The organism is Thiomicrorhabdus sp. Milos-T2, from assembly GCF_000702325.1.
GTDB lineage: Bacteria > Pseudomonadota > Gammaproteobacteria > Thiomicrospirales > Thiomicrospiraceae > Thiomicrorhabdus.
The window spans coordinates 1,392,552-1,410,286 of the sequence record NZ_KL370891.1 but is presented as its reverse complement, the minus strand read 5'-3'; the positions used below and the strand labels follow the sequence as shown (position 1 = coordinate 1,410,286).

General features: G+C 39.5%; 15 protein-coding genes. 10 read left to right on the top strand and 5 right to left on the bottom strand.

Features of this window, described 5'->3' with window-relative positions; all coding sequences use genetic code 11:
• Positions 1-52: 52 nt before the first annotated feature.
• Together BS34_RS0106385 and nadC are read right to left on the bottom strand one after the other, a co-directional pair.
• The gene (locus tag BS34_RS0106385) at positions 53-2,047 is read right to left on the bottom strand and encodes a monovalent cation:proton antiporter family protein (RefSeq protein ID WP_029407703.1); all 1,995 of its coding nucleotides are present in this window, start codon (positions 2,045-2,047) and stop codon (positions 53-55) included.
• 247 nt (positions 2,048-2,294) lie between these two features.
• Positions 2,295-3,143 (bottom strand): carboxylating nicotinate-nucleotide diphosphorylase, encoded by an 849-nt coding sequence (gene nadC / locus BS34_RS0106380; RefSeq protein WP_029407702.1) that lies wholly within the window; start codon positions 3,141-3,143, stop codon positions 2,295-2,297.
• Positions 3,144-3,567: 424 nt separating this feature from the next.
• Here nadC and ampD point away from each other — a divergent pair, with 424 nt between their 5' ends.
• Positions 3,568-4,161: a 1,6-anhydro-N-acetylmuramyl-L-alanine amidase AmpD gene (ampD, locus tag BS34_RS0106375; protein ID WP_084151578.1), complete on the top strand. Its 594-nt coding sequence runs from the start codon at positions 3,568-3,570 to the stop codon at positions 4,159-4,161.
• A gap of 67 nt (positions 4,162-4,228) precedes the next feature.
• Here ampD and BS34_RS0106370 read toward each other — a convergent pair whose 3' ends face one another.
• The gene (locus BS34_RS0106370) at positions 4,229-4,441 is read right to left on the bottom strand and encodes a hypothetical protein (RefSeq protein ID WP_029407700.1); all 213 of its coding nucleotides are present in this window, start codon (positions 4,439-4,441) and stop codon (positions 4,229-4,231) included.
• A gap of 431 nt (positions 4,442-4,872) precedes the next feature.
• Here BS34_RS0106370 and BS34_RS0106365 point away from each other — a divergent pair, with 431 nt between their 5' ends.
• Positions 4,873-5,388, top strand: coding sequence for a flavodoxin (locus BS34_RS0106365; RefSeq protein WP_029407699.1), 516 nt, complete (start codon positions 4,873-4,875; stop codon positions 5,386-5,388).
• A 153-nt stretch (positions 5,389-5,541) separates the two neighbouring features.
• Here the strand turns inward: BS34_RS0106365 and BS34_RS0106360 are convergent, their stop codons facing one another.
• Positions 5,542-6,195 carry a histidinol-phosphatase gene (locus BS34_RS0106360; protein WP_029407698.1) on the bottom strand — a complete coding sequence of 218 codons (654 nt, stop codon included), beginning with the start codon at positions 6,193-6,195 and terminating at the stop codon, positions 5,542-5,544.
• A 194-nt stretch (positions 6,196-6,389) separates the two neighbouring features.
• On the opposite strand from BS34_RS0106360, the gene BS34_RS0106355 reads away from it, so the two are divergent.
• The 8 genes from BS34_RS0106355 to BS34_RS0106315 all read left to right on the top strand — a co-directional run bounded on the left by BS34_RS0106355 (position 6,390) and on the right by BS34_RS0106315 (position 16,849).
• A complete protein-coding gene (locus BS34_RS0106355; protein WP_029407697.1) occupies positions 6,390-6,881 on the top strand; it encodes an RNA pyrophosphohydrolase in 492 nt (163 codons plus the stop codon).
• A 451-nt stretch (positions 6,882-7,332) separates the two neighbouring features.
• Complete coding sequence (aceE, locus tag BS34_RS0106350) at positions 7,333-9,993, top strand: pyruvate dehydrogenase (acetyl-transferring), homodimeric type (RefSeq protein WP_029407696.1); 2,661 nt, start codon at positions 7,333-7,335, stop codon at positions 9,991-9,993.
• A gap of 129 nt (positions 9,994-10,122) precedes the next feature.
• On the top strand, positions 10,123-11,475 hold the full coding sequence (aceF, locus tag BS34_RS0106345; protein ID WP_029407695.1) for a dihydrolipoyllysine-residue acetyltransferase: 1,353 nt from the start codon (positions 10,123-10,125) through the stop codon (positions 11,473-11,475).
• A 12-nt stretch (positions 11,476-11,487) separates the two neighbouring features.
• Positions 11,488-13,275, top strand: coding sequence for a dihydrolipoyl dehydrogenase (gene lpdA, locus BS34_RS0106340; protein ID WP_029407694.1), 1,788 nt, complete (start codon positions 11,488-11,490; stop codon positions 13,273-13,275).
• Positions 13,276-13,526: 251 nt separating this feature from the next.
• The gene (locus BS34_RS0106335; protein WP_029407693.1) at positions 13,527-13,832 is read left to right on the top strand and encodes a type II toxin-antitoxin system RelE/ParE family toxin; all 306 of its coding nucleotides are present in this window, start codon (positions 13,527-13,529) and stop codon (positions 13,830-13,832) included.
• Complete coding sequence (locus tag BS34_RS0106330) at positions 13,819-14,091, top strand: addiction module antidote protein (RefSeq protein ID WP_029407692.1); 273 nt, start codon at positions 13,819-13,821, stop codon at positions 14,089-14,091. The genes BS34_RS0106335 and BS34_RS0106330 overlap by 14 nt, the downstream gene beginning before the upstream one ends.
• 234 nt (positions 14,092-14,325) lie before the next feature.
• The gene (locus tag BS34_RS0106325; protein WP_029407691.1) at positions 14,326-14,958 is read left to right on the top strand and encodes a hypothetical protein; all 633 of its coding nucleotides are present in this window, start codon (positions 14,326-14,328) and stop codon (positions 14,956-14,958) included.
• A 343-nt stretch (positions 14,959-15,301) separates the two neighbouring features.
• Positions 15,302-16,849: a pyruvate kinase gene (locus BS34_RS0106315; protein ID WP_051640720.1), complete on the top strand. Its 1,548-nt coding sequence runs from the start codon at positions 15,302-15,304 to the stop codon at positions 16,847-16,849.
• A gap of 157 nt (positions 16,850-17,006) precedes the next feature.
• Here BS34_RS0106315 and BS34_RS0106310 read toward each other — a convergent pair whose 3' ends face one another.
• Positions 17,007-17,570, bottom strand: coding sequence for a DsrE family protein (locus BS34_RS0106310; protein ID WP_029407689.1), 564 nt, complete (start codon positions 17,568-17,570; stop codon positions 17,007-17,009).
• Positions 17,571-17,735 lie beyond the last annotated feature (165 nt).

Sequence of the window (17,735 nt, the reverse complement as noted above, 5' to 3'; positions counted from 1 at the left end):
AATCTCTTAAAGAGGTTTGAGTAACGAGTCTTAAAATGAGTTGGCTTTTATATTAGATTTTTTTACCTTTTTTTAGAAATTTTTCAGCACATTTAATATCTTCTGGTAAACCACTGATAACCACATGATCGTCAAGTCTTAAAACGGTGTCACTTGAAGGGTTTTCACCACGAACATGTCCACGTTTTATCGCATCTATTTGTACATTCAATTCTGAAAGATTGAGTTGTTTTATACTTTTGCCTACTGCGAACATAGTATCTTCAATCAACACGGTGTGAATAATTCCTTTCATCACTTGATGCTGTTCAAGTGGATTATCGTCTTCACCTGGATAGTAGTTTTCGAGTGTTTTATAGCGATTTTTGCGAATATTTCTTGTTTGTTTCAATACTTGGCTAGGTGGTTCTCCAATCATAAGTAACAAGTGTGATGCCAGCATAATACTTGATTCAAAGGTATCAGGAACAACCTCATTTGCACCTGCCTCGGTTAGTTCGTTGACATGTTGATCGTCTATCGTTCTAACCAAAATAGGGATATTGGGATCCAATGCTCTAACGGTTTTAATAATCTTTATTGAGGCGTGAAAATCATTAAAGGTAATAATGACTGACTTTGCTTTACTTAGGGATGCTGCGTTTAATATGGTCTCTTTAGCGGCATCGCCATAGTACACGCTTTCACCCGCTGCACGAGCTTCATGCACACGTTTAATGTCCATATCCAATGCAATAAATCGTTTGTTACTTTTATGTAAAAATCGGCTTACGGTTTGCCCAACACGACCAAATCCGCAAAGTATAACGTGCTTATTTATATTTTTATTGTCTTGCTCAATGGTGTTTTCGATTTCATGATGACTGACTGAATAAGAGCCTTTGTGCAGTTTTTTGGCAATTTTTCCGTTAAATTTAACCAGAAAAGGTGCTACAGACATGCTTAAAACCGCTGCAGTTAATAAGATATTACCAATCTCTTGTGGGAGTAACTTGTAGGTAAAGGCTAAAGTCATTAAGACTAAACCAAACTCACCTACTTGAGAGAGGGTAAGGCTAATGCGAAGTGCCACGCCACCTTCTTTTTGAAACAGCCTGGAAACCGTGTAGAGTACAGCGCCCTTGATAAAAATAATACTTAGCGTAATCGCAATGATTACCCAGAAATGTTTCGCCAAAATATCAATTGAGATAAGCATACCTACGGTAACAAAAAATAGCCCTAATAATATGTCTTGAAATGGACGAATGTCAGACTCTATTTGATGACGATATTCCGTTTCGCTTAACATCATTCCGGCTAAAAAGGCGCCTAAAGTCATAGATAAGCCCATCTCTTCCGTAAATGTCGCTGCACCCAGTGCCACGGTTAATACGGTTAGGGTAAACAGTTCTTGTGACTTGGCTGAAGCCACTTCATGAAAGAGGGGTCTAAGTAGGTACTTACCTATTAAATGCATGATGACAACAACCAAAACCCCTTTGAGGAAAGCCATGCCTAATGCCCAGGAAAGCGCACCATCTTCACCGCCACTCATGGCGAGAGTAGGGATTAAAATAAGTAAAGGAATCGCCATAATATCTTGGAAGATAAGAATGCCTAATGAAGCTCGACCATGCCTAGATTGAATTTCTGATTGTTCAGTCAATTGTTTAATGACTATCGCGGTAGAAGATAGGGCAAACGCACCGGAAACCACAATAGCGGTATTGGCATCCAGGCCTGCAAAGGTGCTAATAATGTAAATAACTGATGCGGTCGCTAAGACTTGAGCTGTTCCAAGTCCAAATACCTGTTTTCGCATAGCGTACATTTGTGAAAAAGAGAACTCTAAACCAATTGCAAAGAGCAAAAATACAATACCAAATTCCGCTAATAGCTCAATGTTTTTCTCTTGTTGTATCCAACCAAAACCGTTAGGACCAACAATAATACCCACAATGATATAGCCCAAAATAGGAGGGAAGTGCAGGCGTCTTGAGATGGATACCGTAATAACTGCTACTGTTAGCAGTAAAACTATATGTAGTAAAATGTGTTCATTCACGGCGATATCTCATTGAAATTAATAATTATTTTTTAGATTATGGTTAGTATGAGACCTTTGCACGAAAGTATGCACGAGTAAAAATGGTAAAAATTCACCTGATTTTTGTTGGAATACTAGCGAATAGCAAGCTATTCCCTGCGTTTTCCGCCGCAATCAGATAAATTTTTTCTCATTTTTCTTTCGTACCTATCTCGTGCAAAGGTCTCAGTATAATAGTAGCAGGTTTATTTTTAGGCTAAGTTTTTTATGCTTTTTTCATCTTAAAGCGCATAGATAAGTCTATTGAACGCAAGTGTTTGGTAATTGCCCCTGTAGAAATAAAGTCTACTTGGGTTTTGGCTAGGGTTTCTAAATCACCAATTTCCACATTCCCAGAAACTTCAAGTTTAGCTTGACCCTTAACGGTTTCAACGGCTTGATACATCATCTCTAGGGTAAAGTTGTCTAGCATAATGATATCGGCCCCCCCTACTAGGGCTTCTTGAACTTCTTCAAGGTTTTCGGTTTCAACTTCCACTGTTTTACCAGGATGTTGAAATTTAGCTATGCCAATCGCTTCTGCAATACCACCGGCTGACATAATGTGATTTTCTTTTAATAGAATGGCATCATAAAGACCAATACGATGATTTTGACCACCACCACAAGCGACAGCATATTTTTGAGCTAAGCGTAAACCTGGTAGGGTTTTACGTGTATCAAGTAGTTTAGTTTTGCTACCTGCTAAATGTTTAACGTATTCGGCAGTGGTTGTTGCTGTTCCCGATAAGGCTTGTAGAAAGTTTAAGGCGGTTCTTTCGGCAGTTAATATATTGCGTGCCGAACCATTAATTTTACAAATGAGTTGGTCTTTTTCAACGTTTTCTCCCTCTTCACATAGCCATTCTACTTGAGCGGTTTCATCGACTTGCCTTAACACTTCATCAAACCAAGGTCGACCACAAATAATAGCAGGTTCACGACAAAATATATTGGCCGTAGCAAGAATGTTTTCAGGAATTAAGCCCGCAGTTAAATCACCCGATTTAATATCTTCATCCAAGGCATTCGCCACGTTACTTTCAATGTTTTCAAAATAATTAATATCAGTCATAATGGTGTCGTATTTGTCTTTCTATGAGAGTGAATCAGGGGTAAATTACGCACAATGTTGCACGATTTAATTAATGGAAGGTATTATAACCAAATAGGACCTAAATAGGACTCAAATAGGCTTTTCTATAAGCAATTTTAGTGATATCTAATGATTAAGTTGATAACTCAAGTTGTTTACCCAAGTAACCACTTTGAAAAAAACTCCTATTAGAGACCTTTGCACGAGATAGGTGCGAAATAAAAATGAGGTAAAATTTGCCTGATTGCGGCGGAAAACGCAGGGAATAGCTAGCTATTCGCAAGTTTTTCAACAAAAATCGGGTGAATTTTTACCCTCAAGGGGCACCTAGAACCATTTTTATTCGTGCATACTTTCGTGAAAAGGTCTCTATTAGTTGTGATGTAAAATTAAAAGCGTAAACATGCATAAAAAAAACTTAAATGTTAACCATGGTCAAGATTTAAAAGTAAATAACCAAAGTGGGTTGATTGAAAATGGCAATTACATTGCCAGCCCAAACTGTGATGATCGTCCAAATCACGAACTACCAGGCCTGGTAGTTGTGCACGGCATTAGTTTGCCGCCCAATCAGTTTGCTGGTGAGGGAATAACGCAGCTATTTACTAATCAACTAAACCCTAAAGAACATCCTTACTATGAAACTATTCAGGGTCTAAGAGTTTCAGCTCATGCTTTAATTAGACGTGATGGGCAAATTATTCAGTATGTGCCATTTCATCAACGTGCTTGGCATGCCGGGTTGTCTGAATATGAAGGACGGGAACGTTGTAATGATTTTTCGATAGGTATTGAGTTAGAGGGCACAGATACTACGCCTTACACTGCAGCACAATACGCCTCTTTATCAAAATTAATTAAAGGGCTTTGGAGTGCTTATCCTACCTTAAAACAAAAACAGGTCGTTGGGCACAACGACATTGCACCGGGCAGAAAAACCGATCCTGGTGAATATTTTATGTGGGATTCTCTAAATCGCTTGTTGCAAAAAGATTAATCCGCTAAATATATAACCAGGCCTGGTTGTTTATGTTGATGTTTTTTTACTGTTTTTTTTGCAGTCGTTAAGCAATCCAACCATCTTTTTTAGGTTTTTTCACCTTAGTTTTTTTAGGGCTATATTTCAAACAATCATCACCTGAAGTTTCTAAAACAACATCACTCGGTAAACGACGAGTTTTAAAGCCAAAGGCTTTACAGCCGCGCGGATTGTTTGCATCCCAGGTGACATAAAAATGTTTACAGGAAAAGCAGTCTATAGGATTAGTTTTTTTCATGTTTAGGTATAAAAATAAGTAAATTCTTAAATTATTAAACTGTGATATTATTCAAATCACAAGGATTATAAGTAATTGTTATTAAGAGACCTTTGCACGAGATAGGTGCGAAAGAAAAATGAGCTAAAATTTGCCTGATTGCGGCGGAAAAGGCAGGGAATAGCCTAGCTATTCGCAAGTTGTCGCCCAACGGAAGTACCCTTGGGGTACAACAAAAAGCAGGTGAATTTTAACCATTTTTACTCGTGCATACTCTCGTGCAAAGGTCTCATTAGTATAAGTAAAAAGTGATTTGAGTTAAGTTGAATTAAATTTTATCGTTTTTTTTACTTTAGGATATTGATTTGAACTCAAATATACTGATTAATACAAGTAATGATTAACAAAACGTATTTTACTAAAGTTTTTTAAGTTTTTAAAAGGGTAATAAAATGAGCAAAGTTGGCCTATTCTACGGAACGGATACAGGTAATACAGAACGTGTAGCAGATATGATCAAAGACAAAGTGGGAGCAGATGTTTGTGAAGTTCACGATATTGCTTCTGCAAGTGCAGATGATTTTGCAAAATACGATAAAATTATTTTAGGTCAACCAACATGGTATTACGGTGAACTTCAAAGTAGCTGGGATGATTTTTGGGAGGACTTTAAAGGTATCGATTTTACAGGTAAAACGGTTGCTTGTTTTGGTTTAGGTGACCAAGCTGATTATTCAGAATACTTTTTGGATGCAATGGGATTAATGCATGATATTGCGGTTGAAAATGGGGCTACTCCTGCAGGTTATACCTCAACAGATGGTTTTGAATTTGATGAATCAAAAGCCGTAACAGAAGATGAAGAGTTTTTTGTTGGCCTAGGTATTGATGAAGACCAACAACCTGAACTGACTTCAAGCCGTGTTGACGAGTGGGTTGATCAAATTAAAGAAGAGATGGAATTGTAATCTCAGCGCAATTCAAAATGACTTGTTTAAAATGAGTAAAGAGCCGTTTATGTCAAATATGACATAAACGGCTTTTTTAGTTTTAGGGCGTGCAAACTACCAGGCCTGGTTGTTTAAATTTGCTTTGGGCTTGCCTAGGTGGTTACTGGGTTTTTATCTAAAACTAATGGACGGCCAGTTGTTTTCTTTAGCGATGGCGATGAGTTTATCGTCACCATCAACCACAATCGGGTTATCTACTATCTTTAATAGCGGTAAGTCGTTAAATGAGTCTGAATAAAAGTAGCTATCGTCTAAGTTTTCGCTTTCTTTGGCTAACCATTCATTTAAACGGGTGACTTTGCCTTTTTGAAATGTAGGCGTGCCGGCGACTTCACCCGTGTAGCGGTTGTTAACTATTTCACCGTTTGTTCCTAAGAGTTCTGTAATTCCATAGCGTAATCCAATCCGGCGGGTAATAAAAGTATTGGTGGCGGTGATAATAATGACTCTATCACCATCTGCTTTGTGTTTATCGACTATAGCTTGTGCTTTTGGCAGGATAATTGGCTCAATATAGGTTTGCATATATTGAGCGTGCCATTCATTGAGGGTTTCCATACTTTGTTCGCTAAGTGGTTTTAAAGCAAAACGTTGGTAGGCCATAATGTCCAAGTTGCCAGCTTTGTAATCTTCATAAAATTGGGCGTTTTGTTCGGCAAAATATTCTGCATCCACATAGTTGTTTTTAACTAAAAACTCTCCCCAAAGATAATCACTGTCGCCGCCAATAAGGGTGTTGTCTAAATCAAAGATTGCTAATGCCATAGTTTTAAATTCTCAATATTAGTTTGCGTGTAATCCTAATCTAAACGGGGTTGTCAAACAAGAATGATGCATTAAAAGAGGGAATAAATAGGCGGGATTGTAATTAAATTTTAATAAAGCTTCCTTTATTGATTGAAAAAACCACAATTTTTAGGCACTATTAGGCTAATTAAAAAAATTTGTACAAGGTTCACATGATAGATTCAGATGGTTATCGGCCTAATGTCGGTATCATTATCGTAAATAAAGAGGGTAAATTATTTTGGGGTAAACGCATTCAACAAGATGCTTGGCAGTTTCCTCAGGGTGGTATTCGCGATAATGAAACTCCGCAACAAGCGGTGTTTAGAGAGTTAAAAGAAGAGGTGGGGTTAGAGCCTTCCGACGTGCGTGTATTAGGTCGTACTCAAGATTGGATTACTTACGATTTGCCCAAACATCTAATTCGTCATTACAGTCAGCCAATATGTATTGGTCAAAAACAAATTTGGTTTATGTTGGGCTTAGAGGGTGATGTGTCTAACATTAATCTTAACCTACACGATACCCCTGAATTTGAAGATTGGGATTGGGTTGACTACTGGCGACCTGTTCAAGAGGTGGTGAACTTTAAGCAAGCGGTTTATCATCAAGCTTTAACCGAGTTGGAAGACTCAATACAAACCTTTTGGTTGGCTCGAAATTGATTTAGACGCTATTTAAAAGTCATTAAACTTTATTAAAACCCATTTATAACAAAATGGGTTTTTTTATGTTTAAAATAAATAATTTAAGCCAGTTGATAGCGGTTAAAAGTTTGTTTTTTTCTGTGGTTGTAAAAATTAGTCATGGATATAAATGATTAGCTTTCAATGGCTTATCTTTAGTTTTTGCATTGAAAGCTTTTACCAGGCCTGGTAGAAATGTTTTTTTGCTTAAAAAATGTTATTATTCACAGGATTTTATTGTCTCTTTTTGAGTCTAAGTTGCGCTCGTTCATGCGCGATAGTTAAAAAGAGAATGCTTTGGAAATACTAAGTAGCTGGAACCCAAAGTAAACAAATGTTGGCGGTATAGATAAGACCTATCTTATGCCGAACCCTTTAGGCTTACCCAGCACCTAAAGATAAATGATCCAACCCATGAGGACACCATAATATGAGCGAGAATTTCGTCGATCAAGATCCACAAGAAACTCAAGAATGGCTAGATGCATTAGAAGCGATAGTCTCTTTTGAAGGGTCTGATAAAGCACAGCATGTCATCGCGACTTTAATTGAAAAAGCCCGAGTTCACGGCATAGACATTCCTTATTCTGCGAATACCCCTTACTGCAACACCATTGCAGAAGAAGAGCAGGCACATTATCCTGGTAATACTTCTATAGAACAAAAGATTCGTGCCATATTGCGATGGAACGCAATGGCAATGGTTTCGGGTGCAAATAAAAATACCAGCGTAGGGGGACATATTGCCTCTTACGCCTCTAGCTGTACTTTATATGAAGTTGGAATGAACCACTTCTTTAAAGGCCCTAAGCACGAACAAGGTGCGGATATGGTTTTCTTCCAAGGGCACACCGCACCAGGGATGTACTCTCGTTCATTTATGGAAGGCCGTTTAACAGAAGAACAGTTAAGAAATTATCGTCAAGAAGTCGACGGTAACGGTCTTTCTTCCTATCCACACCCATGGTTAATGAGTGATTACTGGCAGTTCCCAACAGTTTCAATGGGCTTAGGGCCATTGATGGCCATTTACCAAGCTCGTTTTATGAAATATATGGCCTCTCGTGGTTTAGCGAAAGTTGACGGCCGTAAGGTTTGGGCATTCCTCGGTGATGGTGAAATGGATGAGCCAGAATCACGTGGCGCGTTACAACTGGCTAAGCGTGAACAACTAGACAACCTAGTGTTTGTGATTAACTGTAACTTACAACGTTTAGATGGCCCTGTTCGTGGTAATGACAGCATTATTCAGGAACTTGAAGGTGTATTCCGTGGTGCAGGTTGGGCGGTGACTAAGGTTATTTGGGGGTCTGGTTGGGATCGTTTACTGCAAAAAGATACCTCAGGTAAATTAATTGAGCGTATGGGTGAAGTGGTTGATGGTGAATACCAGGCCTATAAAGCCAAAGATGGTGCTTTCGTTCGTGAACATTTCTTTGGTAAATACCCAGAAACAGCTGCATTAGTGGCGGATATGACAGATGATCAAATCTTTAAGCTTTCTCGTGGTGGACACTCTCCTCGTAAAATCTATAACGCCTATAAACGTGCAGAAGAAACCAAAGGTCAGCCAAGTGTCATCCTAGCGAAAACTGTTAAGGGATATGGAATGGGGCCTTATGGTGAATCTGCCAACACGGCTCACCAACAGAAAAAACTAGACTACGAAGGTTATAAATACTTCCGTGATCGTTTTGCCATTCCGTTCTCTGATGAAGATTTAGCAAAACAGGTTCCTTTTTATGTGCCTGATGAAGACTCAGACGTTATGAAGTACATGCGTGAACGTCGTGAAGCTTTGGGAGGGTCTTTACCTGCTCGTCATGACGAAGCAGAACCTTTACCTGTTCCAGATTTAGAGGCCTTTAAAATGCTAACAGACGGCACGGGTGACCGTGAAATGTCGACGACAATGGCATTTGTGCGTTTAGTTTCAATTCTGTTGCGAGATAAAACCATTGGGCCACGTGTTGTGCCAATCATTCCTGATGAAGCGCGTACGTTTGGTATGGAAGGTCTATTCCGTCAAGTCGGAATCTACGATCCAGCGGGTCAGTTATATGAGCCAATGGATAACGATCAGTTGATGTGGTACAAAGAATCATCAAATGGTCAGGTATTTGAAGAGGGAATTAACGAAGCAGGTTCAATGGCTAACTGGATTGCCGCTTCTACCGCTTATGCAAACTATGGTGTCAGCATGGTTCCCTTCTATATTTACTACTCAATGTTTGGTTTCCAACGTATTGGTGATTTGGCTTGGGCAGCGGGTGATTCACATGCTCGTGGTTTCTTAATAGGTGGGACAGCAGGTCGTACCACGCTAGAAGGTGAAGGTCTTCAGCACCAAGATGGCCACAATATCATTCAGTATGATCATATTCCTAACTGTATGAGTTATGACCCAACATTTGCCTTTGAAATGGCGGTCATTATTCGTGACGGGATTAAACGTATGTTTAATCAAAAAGAGGACGTTTTCTACTACATCACTGCGATGAATGAAAACTATACTCACCCAGCGATGCCTAAAGGGTCTGAAGAAGACATCTTAAAAGGTCTATACAAATTTAAAGATTCAACGGCTAAACACAAAAATCGTGTTCAGTTAATGGGTTCCGGTACGATTTTCCGTGAAGTCATTCAAGCCGCTGAAATGCTTGAAAATGAGTGGAATGTAGCGGCTGATATTTGGGGTGTACCAAGTTTCAACTTGTTGCGTCGTGAAGGGATTGAAGCAACTCGTTGGAACACAATGCACCCAACTTCAACACCTAAAGTTCCATTTGCCACTGAGAAGCTACAAGGTTCTGAAGGGCCATTTATTGTGGCTACGGATTATATTCGTGATTATCCAGAGCGTATTCGTCAATATGTTCCCGGTGAATACTATGTATTAGGGACTGACGGATTTGGTCGTTCAGATACACGTGAACAGCTACGTAAATTCTTTGAAGTAAACAGCGAATATGTTGTGGTTGAAGCTCTAAAAGCTTTAGCCGATGCGGGGACGATTAAGGCAGAGGTCGTTAAACAAGCCATTGAAAAATATGGTATTGATAGCGAAAAAACCTATCCAGTCCACGCTTAATGTTGTAAGTCGCTCGTAAAAACGAGCGACTTTTTCATTTGGGTATTAAGAATATTAAATAAGAATATTAAAAATACCCACTACACAGAATTCGAGAGGTTAATCCCTCTATACAAAGGAAACTTTGAAATGGCAATACAGCAAGTAACTATTCCTGATATTGGTGATTTTGATGCCGTTGAAATCATTGAAATCTTAGTCTCTGTAGGCGATACCGTTGCAGTAGACGACTCTTTATTAACGCTAGAATCTGACAAAGCAACCATGGAAATTCCCTCTCCTGTTGCCGGTACGGTTAAAAGTATCGCAGTTGAAATGGGTGGTAGTGTCTCAGAAGGCGATCACGTTTTTGATATTGAAGTAGAAGACAGTGCCGCTGCTTCAGCACCTGCAGAAAAACCTGTAGCAGAAAAATCACAACCAGCCCCTGCAGTACAAGCGGCAGAAGCGCCACAAGCTCCTAAAGCTGAAACATCCAAGCCAGCGCCGGCAACACACGCAACGGTTGAAAACTCTCCGGTTGTCGCTGCGGCAGCCAATAAACCTGTTAACGCTCAAACGATGAGCGCAAAATCTCACGCTTCTCCATCGGTACGCGCCTTTGCTCGTAAGTTAGGGGTCGATTTAGGAAATGTTAACGGATCTGGTCCTAAAGGCAGAATTGTACAAACTGATGTTGAAGCCGCCATTAAAGCCGTCATGAGTGGTGCGACTGCCGCACCAGGTCAAGCAGCCATGAGTGGGTCAGGTATTCCTCCTATTCCAGAAGTCGATTTCAGCAAGTTTGGTGAAACCACGACTGAAGAATTAGGTCGCATTAAAAAAATCTCTGGTAAATTCTTACATGCAAGCTGGTTAAACGTCCCGCACGTGACACAGTTTGATGAATCTGACATCACTGAGATGGATCAATTCCGTAAAGATCAAAAAGCCTCTGCTGAGAAGCAGGGCATTAAATTAACACCACTTGTTTTCGTAATGAAAGCAGTGGTTAAAGCATTACAAGACTTCCCAAGCTTTAATGCTTCATTGTCTGTTGATGGTCAATCTATTATCAAAAAACAGTATTACAACATTGGAATTGCGGTCGATACGCCTAATGGCTTAATGGTTCCAGTGGTTAAAGACGTTGATCAAAAAGGCATTTATGAACTTTCTCGTGACCTAATGGAAATCTCTGCTAAAGCACGTGATGGTAAGTTAGGGCCTGCCGATATGGCGGGTGGTACTTTCACCATCTCTAGCTTAGGCGGCATTGGGGGTACACAATTTACACCCATTGTAAATGCGCCAGAAGTGGCGATTATGGGTTTATCTAAAGCTAAAATGCAGCCAGTTTGGAATGGTTCAGAATTTATGCCACGCCTAATCATGCCTTTCAGTGTTTCTTATGATCACCGTGCTATTGATGGTGCAGAAGGGGTGCGTTTCACCACCACTGTTGGCAAATACTTAACTGACTTACGTCAGCTAATTCTTTAATAGGAGCTCAAGATGAGTAAAATTATAGACATCGTCGTTCCAGACATCGGTGATTTTGCCGAGGTTGATATTATTGAAGTATTGGTTTCTGCAGGCGAAGAAGTTGCCCAAGATGACTCTTTAGTCACCTTAGAATCTGATAAAGCGACGATGGAAATCCCAGCGCCCTTTGCCGGAAAAGTGGTTTCTTTTTCTGCCGCAGTCGGCGATAAGGTAAAAGAGGGCTCTATTATCGGCACAATGGAAATTGCCGACAATGATACAGTTGCCGCCAACGTAGAAGAAAGCATAAAGCCAGGGGAGTCAGAAACGCCAGTTGCTAATGAAAACACAGCTGAAACCGCTGCGCCTCAAGCCGTTTCTGCATCGGATTTACCGCCAGCAGATATGCAATGTGAAGTCTTGGTGCTAGGGTCAGGGCCTGGTGGTTACACTGCCGCTTTCCGTGCGGCTGACCTGGGTAAAAAAGTGGTGATGGTTGAACGTTACAGCAATATTGGAGGGGTATGTCTAAACGTAGGTTGTATTCCTTCTAAAGCCTTATTACACATGTCAGTGGTATTAAATGAAACCAAAGAGATGAGTGCGCACGGTATTACCTTTGCTGAACCCCAAATTGATATTGATAAAATCCGTGAATTCAAAGACGGCGTTATCAATCAGTTAACAGGTGGTTTATCAGGCCTGGCAAAAGCTCGTAAAGTAGAAGTGGTGACGGGTTACGGTAAATTCACTTCGGCCAATACCGTTTCAGTAGAAGCCGAAGATGGTTCTATTAAGACCATTGCTTTTGAAAAAGCGATTATCGCCGCTGGTTCACGTGTTATTAAATTACCCTTTATCCCACATGATGACCCACGTGTGATGGACTCAACTGGGGCATTAGCCCTAGAAGAAATCCCAGAACGTCTATTGGTTATCGGTGGGGGGATCATCGGTTTAGAAATGGCACAGGTTTATGATTCTTTAGGGTCAAAAATCACGGTGGTAGAACTAGGCGATACCATTATCCCTGGTGCAGACAAAGACATCTCTAAACCACTGCTTAAAAGCATTAAGAAAAAATATGAAAACATTTTCTTAAAATCAAAAGTCACCAATGTAGAAGCCAAAGAAGAAGGTTTATTAGTCACCTTTGAAGGTAAAAATTGCCCTGAAACGGACATGTTCGACCGCGTGTTAGTCGCAGTAGGGCGTGCCGCTAACGGTAAACTGATTGATGCTGAAAAAGCCGGTGTTGCCGTCAACGATTGGGGCTTTATTGACGTTAATGAACGCCAAGAAACCAATGTAGATAACATCTATGCCATCGGTGACCTGGTGGGTCAACCTATGTTAGCCCACAAAGCGGTACACGAAGGTAAGGTCGCCGCAGAAGTGATTAGCGGAATGCCAAGTGCCTTTACCCCAATGTCTATTCCTTCAGTCGCCTATACCGATCCAGAAGTCGCTTGGGCGGGTAAAACCGAAGACGAACTCAAAGCTGAAGGCATTGAATACGAAAAAGGTGCATTCCCTTGGGCAGCGTCGGGTCGTAGCTTAAGTATTGGTCGTGATGAAGGGCTCACCAAAGCCATGTTCTGTGCCAAAACACACCGTTTACTAGGGTGTGGAATGGTCGGGCCAAATGCGGGTGAGCTGATAGCAGAAGCCATGCTAGCGATTGAGATGGGGGCAGATATGCAAGATATTGGATTAACCATTCATCCACATCCTACTTTGTCTGAGACGCTATGTTTTGCGGCTGAGATGGCGGAGGGGACGATTACAGATCTAATGCCACCCAAGCGTAAAAAGTAAATAGGGTTGCGGCTAAAACGTGCCATTTCTGCGTTATGAAAATGATCACATGCGACAGCATGCTCAACATTTTCAAGCCTTGAACTGACAAGTTTTATCTCACAACTTAGCGCTTTTAAGAAACCTGCTTTTGCAGGTTTTTTTATACTTACATGATGTTTAATGCTTAATTTTGCGTAAAATAAAGCCTTTAAAGAAAGCAAAGTTTTTATTTTCTTTACTTTTTATTATCTAATTGGATAAAATGACAAATGCAAATACAGAAGTTTTGGTTGGGTGATGTATGTCCGTTTGATGAAAGCCTAAACCAAATTAAAGATAAACAGGCTAAAGCGAGAATCTTAACTAGACTAAGAAGACTTGAGTTAGGTAACCGTGGTGACTTTAAAAATATTGAAGCTAACCTTTATGAATTACGAATTGATGTTGGCAAAGGTTGGCGTGTTTATTATCAACAGCAAGGTAATGAGTTAGTTTTGCTTTATTTGACTGGTACTAAAGCATCTCAAACAAAAGATATTGAGAAAGTAAAAGGGTGGATAAATGAAAACAAGTGAATTTAGTGCATCTGAATACTTGGAAACAGCAGAAGATGTAAAGGCCTATTTACAAGCGGCTCTAGATGAAAATGATGCTGAATTCTTTATTGATGCATTAGGAGTGGTCAGCCGTTCCAAGGGAATGAAAGAACTATCCCAAAAGACGGGCTTAGGTTATCAAAGCTTATATAAATCGTTTGGCGCAGGTAAACACCCCCGTTTTGAAACGGTTTATAAAGTCGTGAATGCTTTGGGGCTTAATTTTAGGTTGGTTTAACTGGAAAAGGGTAGTGTCCTCTTTTTTTAAATATGCCCCTCTTATTTTTTAGTAAAAGAGTTTGTGGTAGATTTAAACGAACTAATGTTATATTGAGTTATTTTACTTGGATACATATGTCGTCACGGTTTTTGCAAAAAAAATACGCACAAGTTACACCAGTATACTCCGCAAGTGAATGCGGCGTTAGGATGACTAATTATAAATTTGAATAAATGGAGAGTATTGATACAAATGTTTAAAAAATTAAAACAGGCTATTGCTGATGATAATGAACTAGATAGTGAAACCTTACGAATTCTATCGCTGCTTTTTCTATTATTATCAGCATCGATGTCTTTTATACAATACACTCAACATTTCGATTGGTGGCCAGATGCTGAAAGGTCTTTCAGACCAGGGTTGATATCAACAATTGTTGCAATGCTTTTAGTGACGCCTCTTTATATCAGAGGAATCCTAAAATGGAATAAATCATTTTTCACTATTTTTTCATTGATACTTATTCTATTGGTATTTTCTTCTTTTGTTCAATTAGCTGTTGGTGGAAAAGAACATAGTAGTATTATCTATTCTTTGCTGGGAATATCGGTAGTTTTGTCTTGGCTTGGTATTAAAGAAATTGCAGGATTTAGCTGGGCTTTTGCTTTAGCTTCAGGTATCTACTCGGCGATTGAAAGCAGTCTAGTAATGGATTTTGCTGGATTTGTATATATTACTTCAGGATTTGTGGGTGTCCTCTTACACTCAGGTTTAAATCCTGGGCAGTTAGTTCAAGGTATCAAAGAAGAGTATTCTTCATCCTCGAAAAAAATTGTCGATAGTGTCGATAGCGATATCAATTCATCAATTGATAAAATTACATAACAAGCAACTTCATACGGATATTTTGTTCTGCTACGCGCCGTAAAATTCCGGTGAGTTGATTTGTTATATGCTTATAGAAAAGCGGTCAGCTTAGAGTAAAAGAGGTCAGACTGAGGTTCCCCCAAAAAACTGGACACTAAGAAAATTGGACGCTACCCTTTTACTTTGAAATTACCAGGCCTGGTTGTTTAAAAAGGGTAGGCTTTCCCCTCAAACTCGGCAATAACTGTAAATAAAATACTCAGAATTTGACCAAATAAATAGCTTGTGTCACAAAATTTTAAACTCTCTGTATTGGCGTTGTTTTTATAATAGTAAATCACCATTTATAAAGAGCCTTTACATGCCACATACCACCGTATCAGAACAATGTGTACAGTTACCTCAATTACTAAAAGAAGTAACGAATCTCAAACATCGGATTTTGACTGAAACTGAAAAGGAAATTGCTAAACTCGATTTGACGAATACTTCTGAAGCCGCTTTATATAGTATTCTAAATGTATTGAATTACGTAATTATGCGTCGAGAAAAATTACATTCTTTACAATCTAACTTAGCGCAAGCTGGGTTATCCTCTCTAGGACGAATCGAACCGCATGTTATGACAAATATTGATTCCGTTTTAGAAATCTTATCAAGAGTGGTTTCTTGTGAGTCTTATCCAGTGTCAGAGAACCAAGTGTGTATAGATTACGAAGGTGGTTATCGTCAGCTGAAAAAGCGGGCTGAGCGTTTGTTTGGAAGCCCTCCAAAAGGTCGTTCGGAGTATATTATGGTGACTATTCCGACAGAAGCGGCTAGTCAACCTGAACTTATTGAATCATTTCTTAAAGCGGGCATGAATAATGCGCGTATTAACTGTGCTCATGATGATGCAGAAACCTGGTTAGCAATGATTGAACATATTCGTTCTAAATCTACACAGTTAGGATGTGATTGTCGGATTTTAATGGATTTGGCGGGGCATAAGATTCGTACAGGTGACATCATAGCCTCAAAGCACAAGCAGGAAAAACATAAAAGCAAAGATACACAAAAACCTCCACGTGTTTTAATGGGAGATTGGATTATACTCAGTAAGTCTCTGCCTGATTCTAGTGAGCCTTTTAATCAGTTTGCTATTGCTGGTGATGTGTTAGTTACCTGTACTTATGCAGATGTGATTGATTTAGTTAATTGTGAAGAAACGGTTTGGTTTGATGATGGGAAAATTGGAACCATTATTAAGCAGAAAAATGATCAAGCTCTGTTACTTCAAGTGACACATGTTGGGCCTAAAGGTGCTCGACTAAAAACTCAAAAAGGTATAAATTTTCCACAAACGGCATTGAACTTACCCTCTTTGAGCCACAAAGATTGTTCTGACCTCGAGTTTGTTAGTCAGCATGCCGATATGGTAGGTTTGTCATTTGCTGAGTGTGCTGAAGACGTTCTCTATCTTCAAAATAAGTTGATTGAATTAGGACGAATAGATTTACCTATTTTGGCAAAAATTGAAACGGCAGATGCTGTGCAAAACTTACCTGATATATTGATTAAGTCATTAGCTGAGAATATAGATATTGGGGTTATGATTGCACGTGGCGATTTAGCCGTAGAGCTGGGCAGTGTGAGAATGGCGGAAACTCAGGATGAGATTTTACGTCTTTGTGAGTCTGCTCACGTGCCCGTGATTTGGGCAACTCAAGTTTTAGAATCCTTAGCCAAGCAAGGGACGATATCGAGGCCTGAAATTAGCGATGCAGCTATGTCACAACGGGCAGAATGTGTGATGCTAAATAAAGGACCTTATATCACAGATGCTGTTAATATTTTAAGTGAGGTTTTGCAAAAAATGGAAGCGCATCAGTTTAAAAGCCACACCCACTTTAGAGCATTAAAATGGTAGTTTTTCAAAAGTTTGGAGTTTATCTGACAGGTATTCATTTTTAGCTAGTGTCTTTAAAATATAGGATGCTTTACACTCAAGAATCAAGTGCAACACCAAATAACCCCTTTATGGATTCAAAAATCAACTTATTCGTTTAATTGAGTACACTTTTATATTAACGCAAGTAATCTTTGGGTTGTTCGAATAGGTCTTTACGTTCTTGTTTGTTTAGCTGACGAATTGGCACTACGGTGTAACCGATGGCTATGTAATCATTTAGTTGTGCCATTCCTGAGGCAGAAAAGCTAACAAAATCGGGGAAATCTTCTTGTGATAATTTCTTTAACCCAGCGACTGCACCGCATACGTGAATACTAACCTCTTCTTCTTGTACCAACTGATTAAATAGATTGTGCAGTTTTTGTTGACCTTTTGCCTGTTTTTGCAAAGCAAACTCTTCAGCTCCATGCGTTACTACCGCGATATCGACATTTGGGAATTTCTGACGAATTAACATAATTTGATCTCGCACAAAAGGCGCATATTCTGGCAAGGCATTAACATCTAAGGTTTCTATATCGAATACTATCCCATCTGGTTCTTCATTCAAGGCTAGAATCTGTTGAACTTCTGGAGCCATTTTTGGCAATGATTTGTCAGTTTGCTCAGCTTTGCAATTAACTGACACAACCATTAATGCAAGTGCAAACGTTGCTATTATCCAATTAACCTGCTTCATGACATCTTCCTTTTAAGAGGGCTAACCTAGGAATTAATCTCTATATACCTATTATAAATTTAGGCCGAATTTTTAGCGAATTCATTAAGATAAGCTTATATTGAGTAGCTTGATAAAGGATGGGGGCAAACAAGGAGTAGCAGGCCTGGTAAATCCTACATTTGC

Excerpts from the sequence above, each read along its gene's own strand:
- nadC (WP_029407702.1), bottom strand. The coding sequence starts at position 3,143 with ATGACTGATATTAATTATTTTGAAAACATTGAAAGTAACGTGGCGAAT.
- ampD (WP_084151578.1), top strand. The coding sequence starts at position 3,568 with ATGCATAAAAAAAACTTAAATGTTAACCATGGTCAAGATTTAAAAGTA.
- BS34_RS0106370 (WP_029407700.1), bottom strand. The coding sequence starts at position 4,441 with ATGAAAAAAACTAATCCTATAGACTGCTTTTCCTGTAAACATTTTTAT.
- BS34_RS0106365 (WP_029407699.1), top strand. The coding sequence starts at position 4,873 with ATGAGCAAAGTTGGCCTATTCTACGGAACGGATACAGGTAATACAGAA.
- BS34_RS0106360 (WP_029407698.1), bottom strand. The coding sequence starts at position 6,195 with ATGGCATTAGCAATCTTTGATTTAGACAACACCCTTATTGGCGGCGAC.
- BS34_RS0106355 (WP_029407697.1), top strand. The coding sequence starts at position 6,390 with ATGATAGATTCAGATGGTTATCGGCCTAATGTCGGTATCATTATCGTA.
- aceE (WP_029407696.1), top strand. The coding sequence starts at position 7,333 with ATGAGCGAGAATTTCGTCGATCAAGATCCACAAGAAACTCAAGAATGG.
- aceF (WP_029407695.1), top strand. The coding sequence starts at position 10,123 with ATGGCAATACAGCAAGTAACTATTCCTGATATTGGTGATTTTGATGCC.
- lpdA (WP_029407694.1), top strand. The coding sequence starts at position 11,488 with ATGAGTAAAATTATAGACATCGTCGTTCCAGACATCGGTGATTTTGCC.
- BS34_RS0106335 (WP_029407693.1), top strand. The coding sequence starts at position 13,527 with ATGCAAATACAGAAGTTTTGGTTGGGTGATGTATGTCCGTTTGATGAA.
- BS34_RS0106330 (WP_029407692.1), top strand. The coding sequence starts at position 13,819 with ATGAAAACAAGTGAATTTAGTGCATCTGAATACTTGGAAACAGCAGAA.
- BS34_RS0106325 (WP_029407691.1), top strand. The coding sequence starts at position 14,326 with ATGTTTAAAAAATTAAAACAGGCTATTGCTGATGATAATGAACTAGAT.
- BS34_RS0106315 (WP_051640720.1), top strand. The coding sequence starts at position 15,302 with ATGCCACATACCACCGTATCAGAACAATGTGTACAGTTACCTCAATTA.
- BS34_RS0106310 (WP_029407689.1), bottom strand. The coding sequence starts at position 17,570 with ATGAAGCAGGTTAATTGGATAATAGCAACGTTTGCACTTGCATTAATG.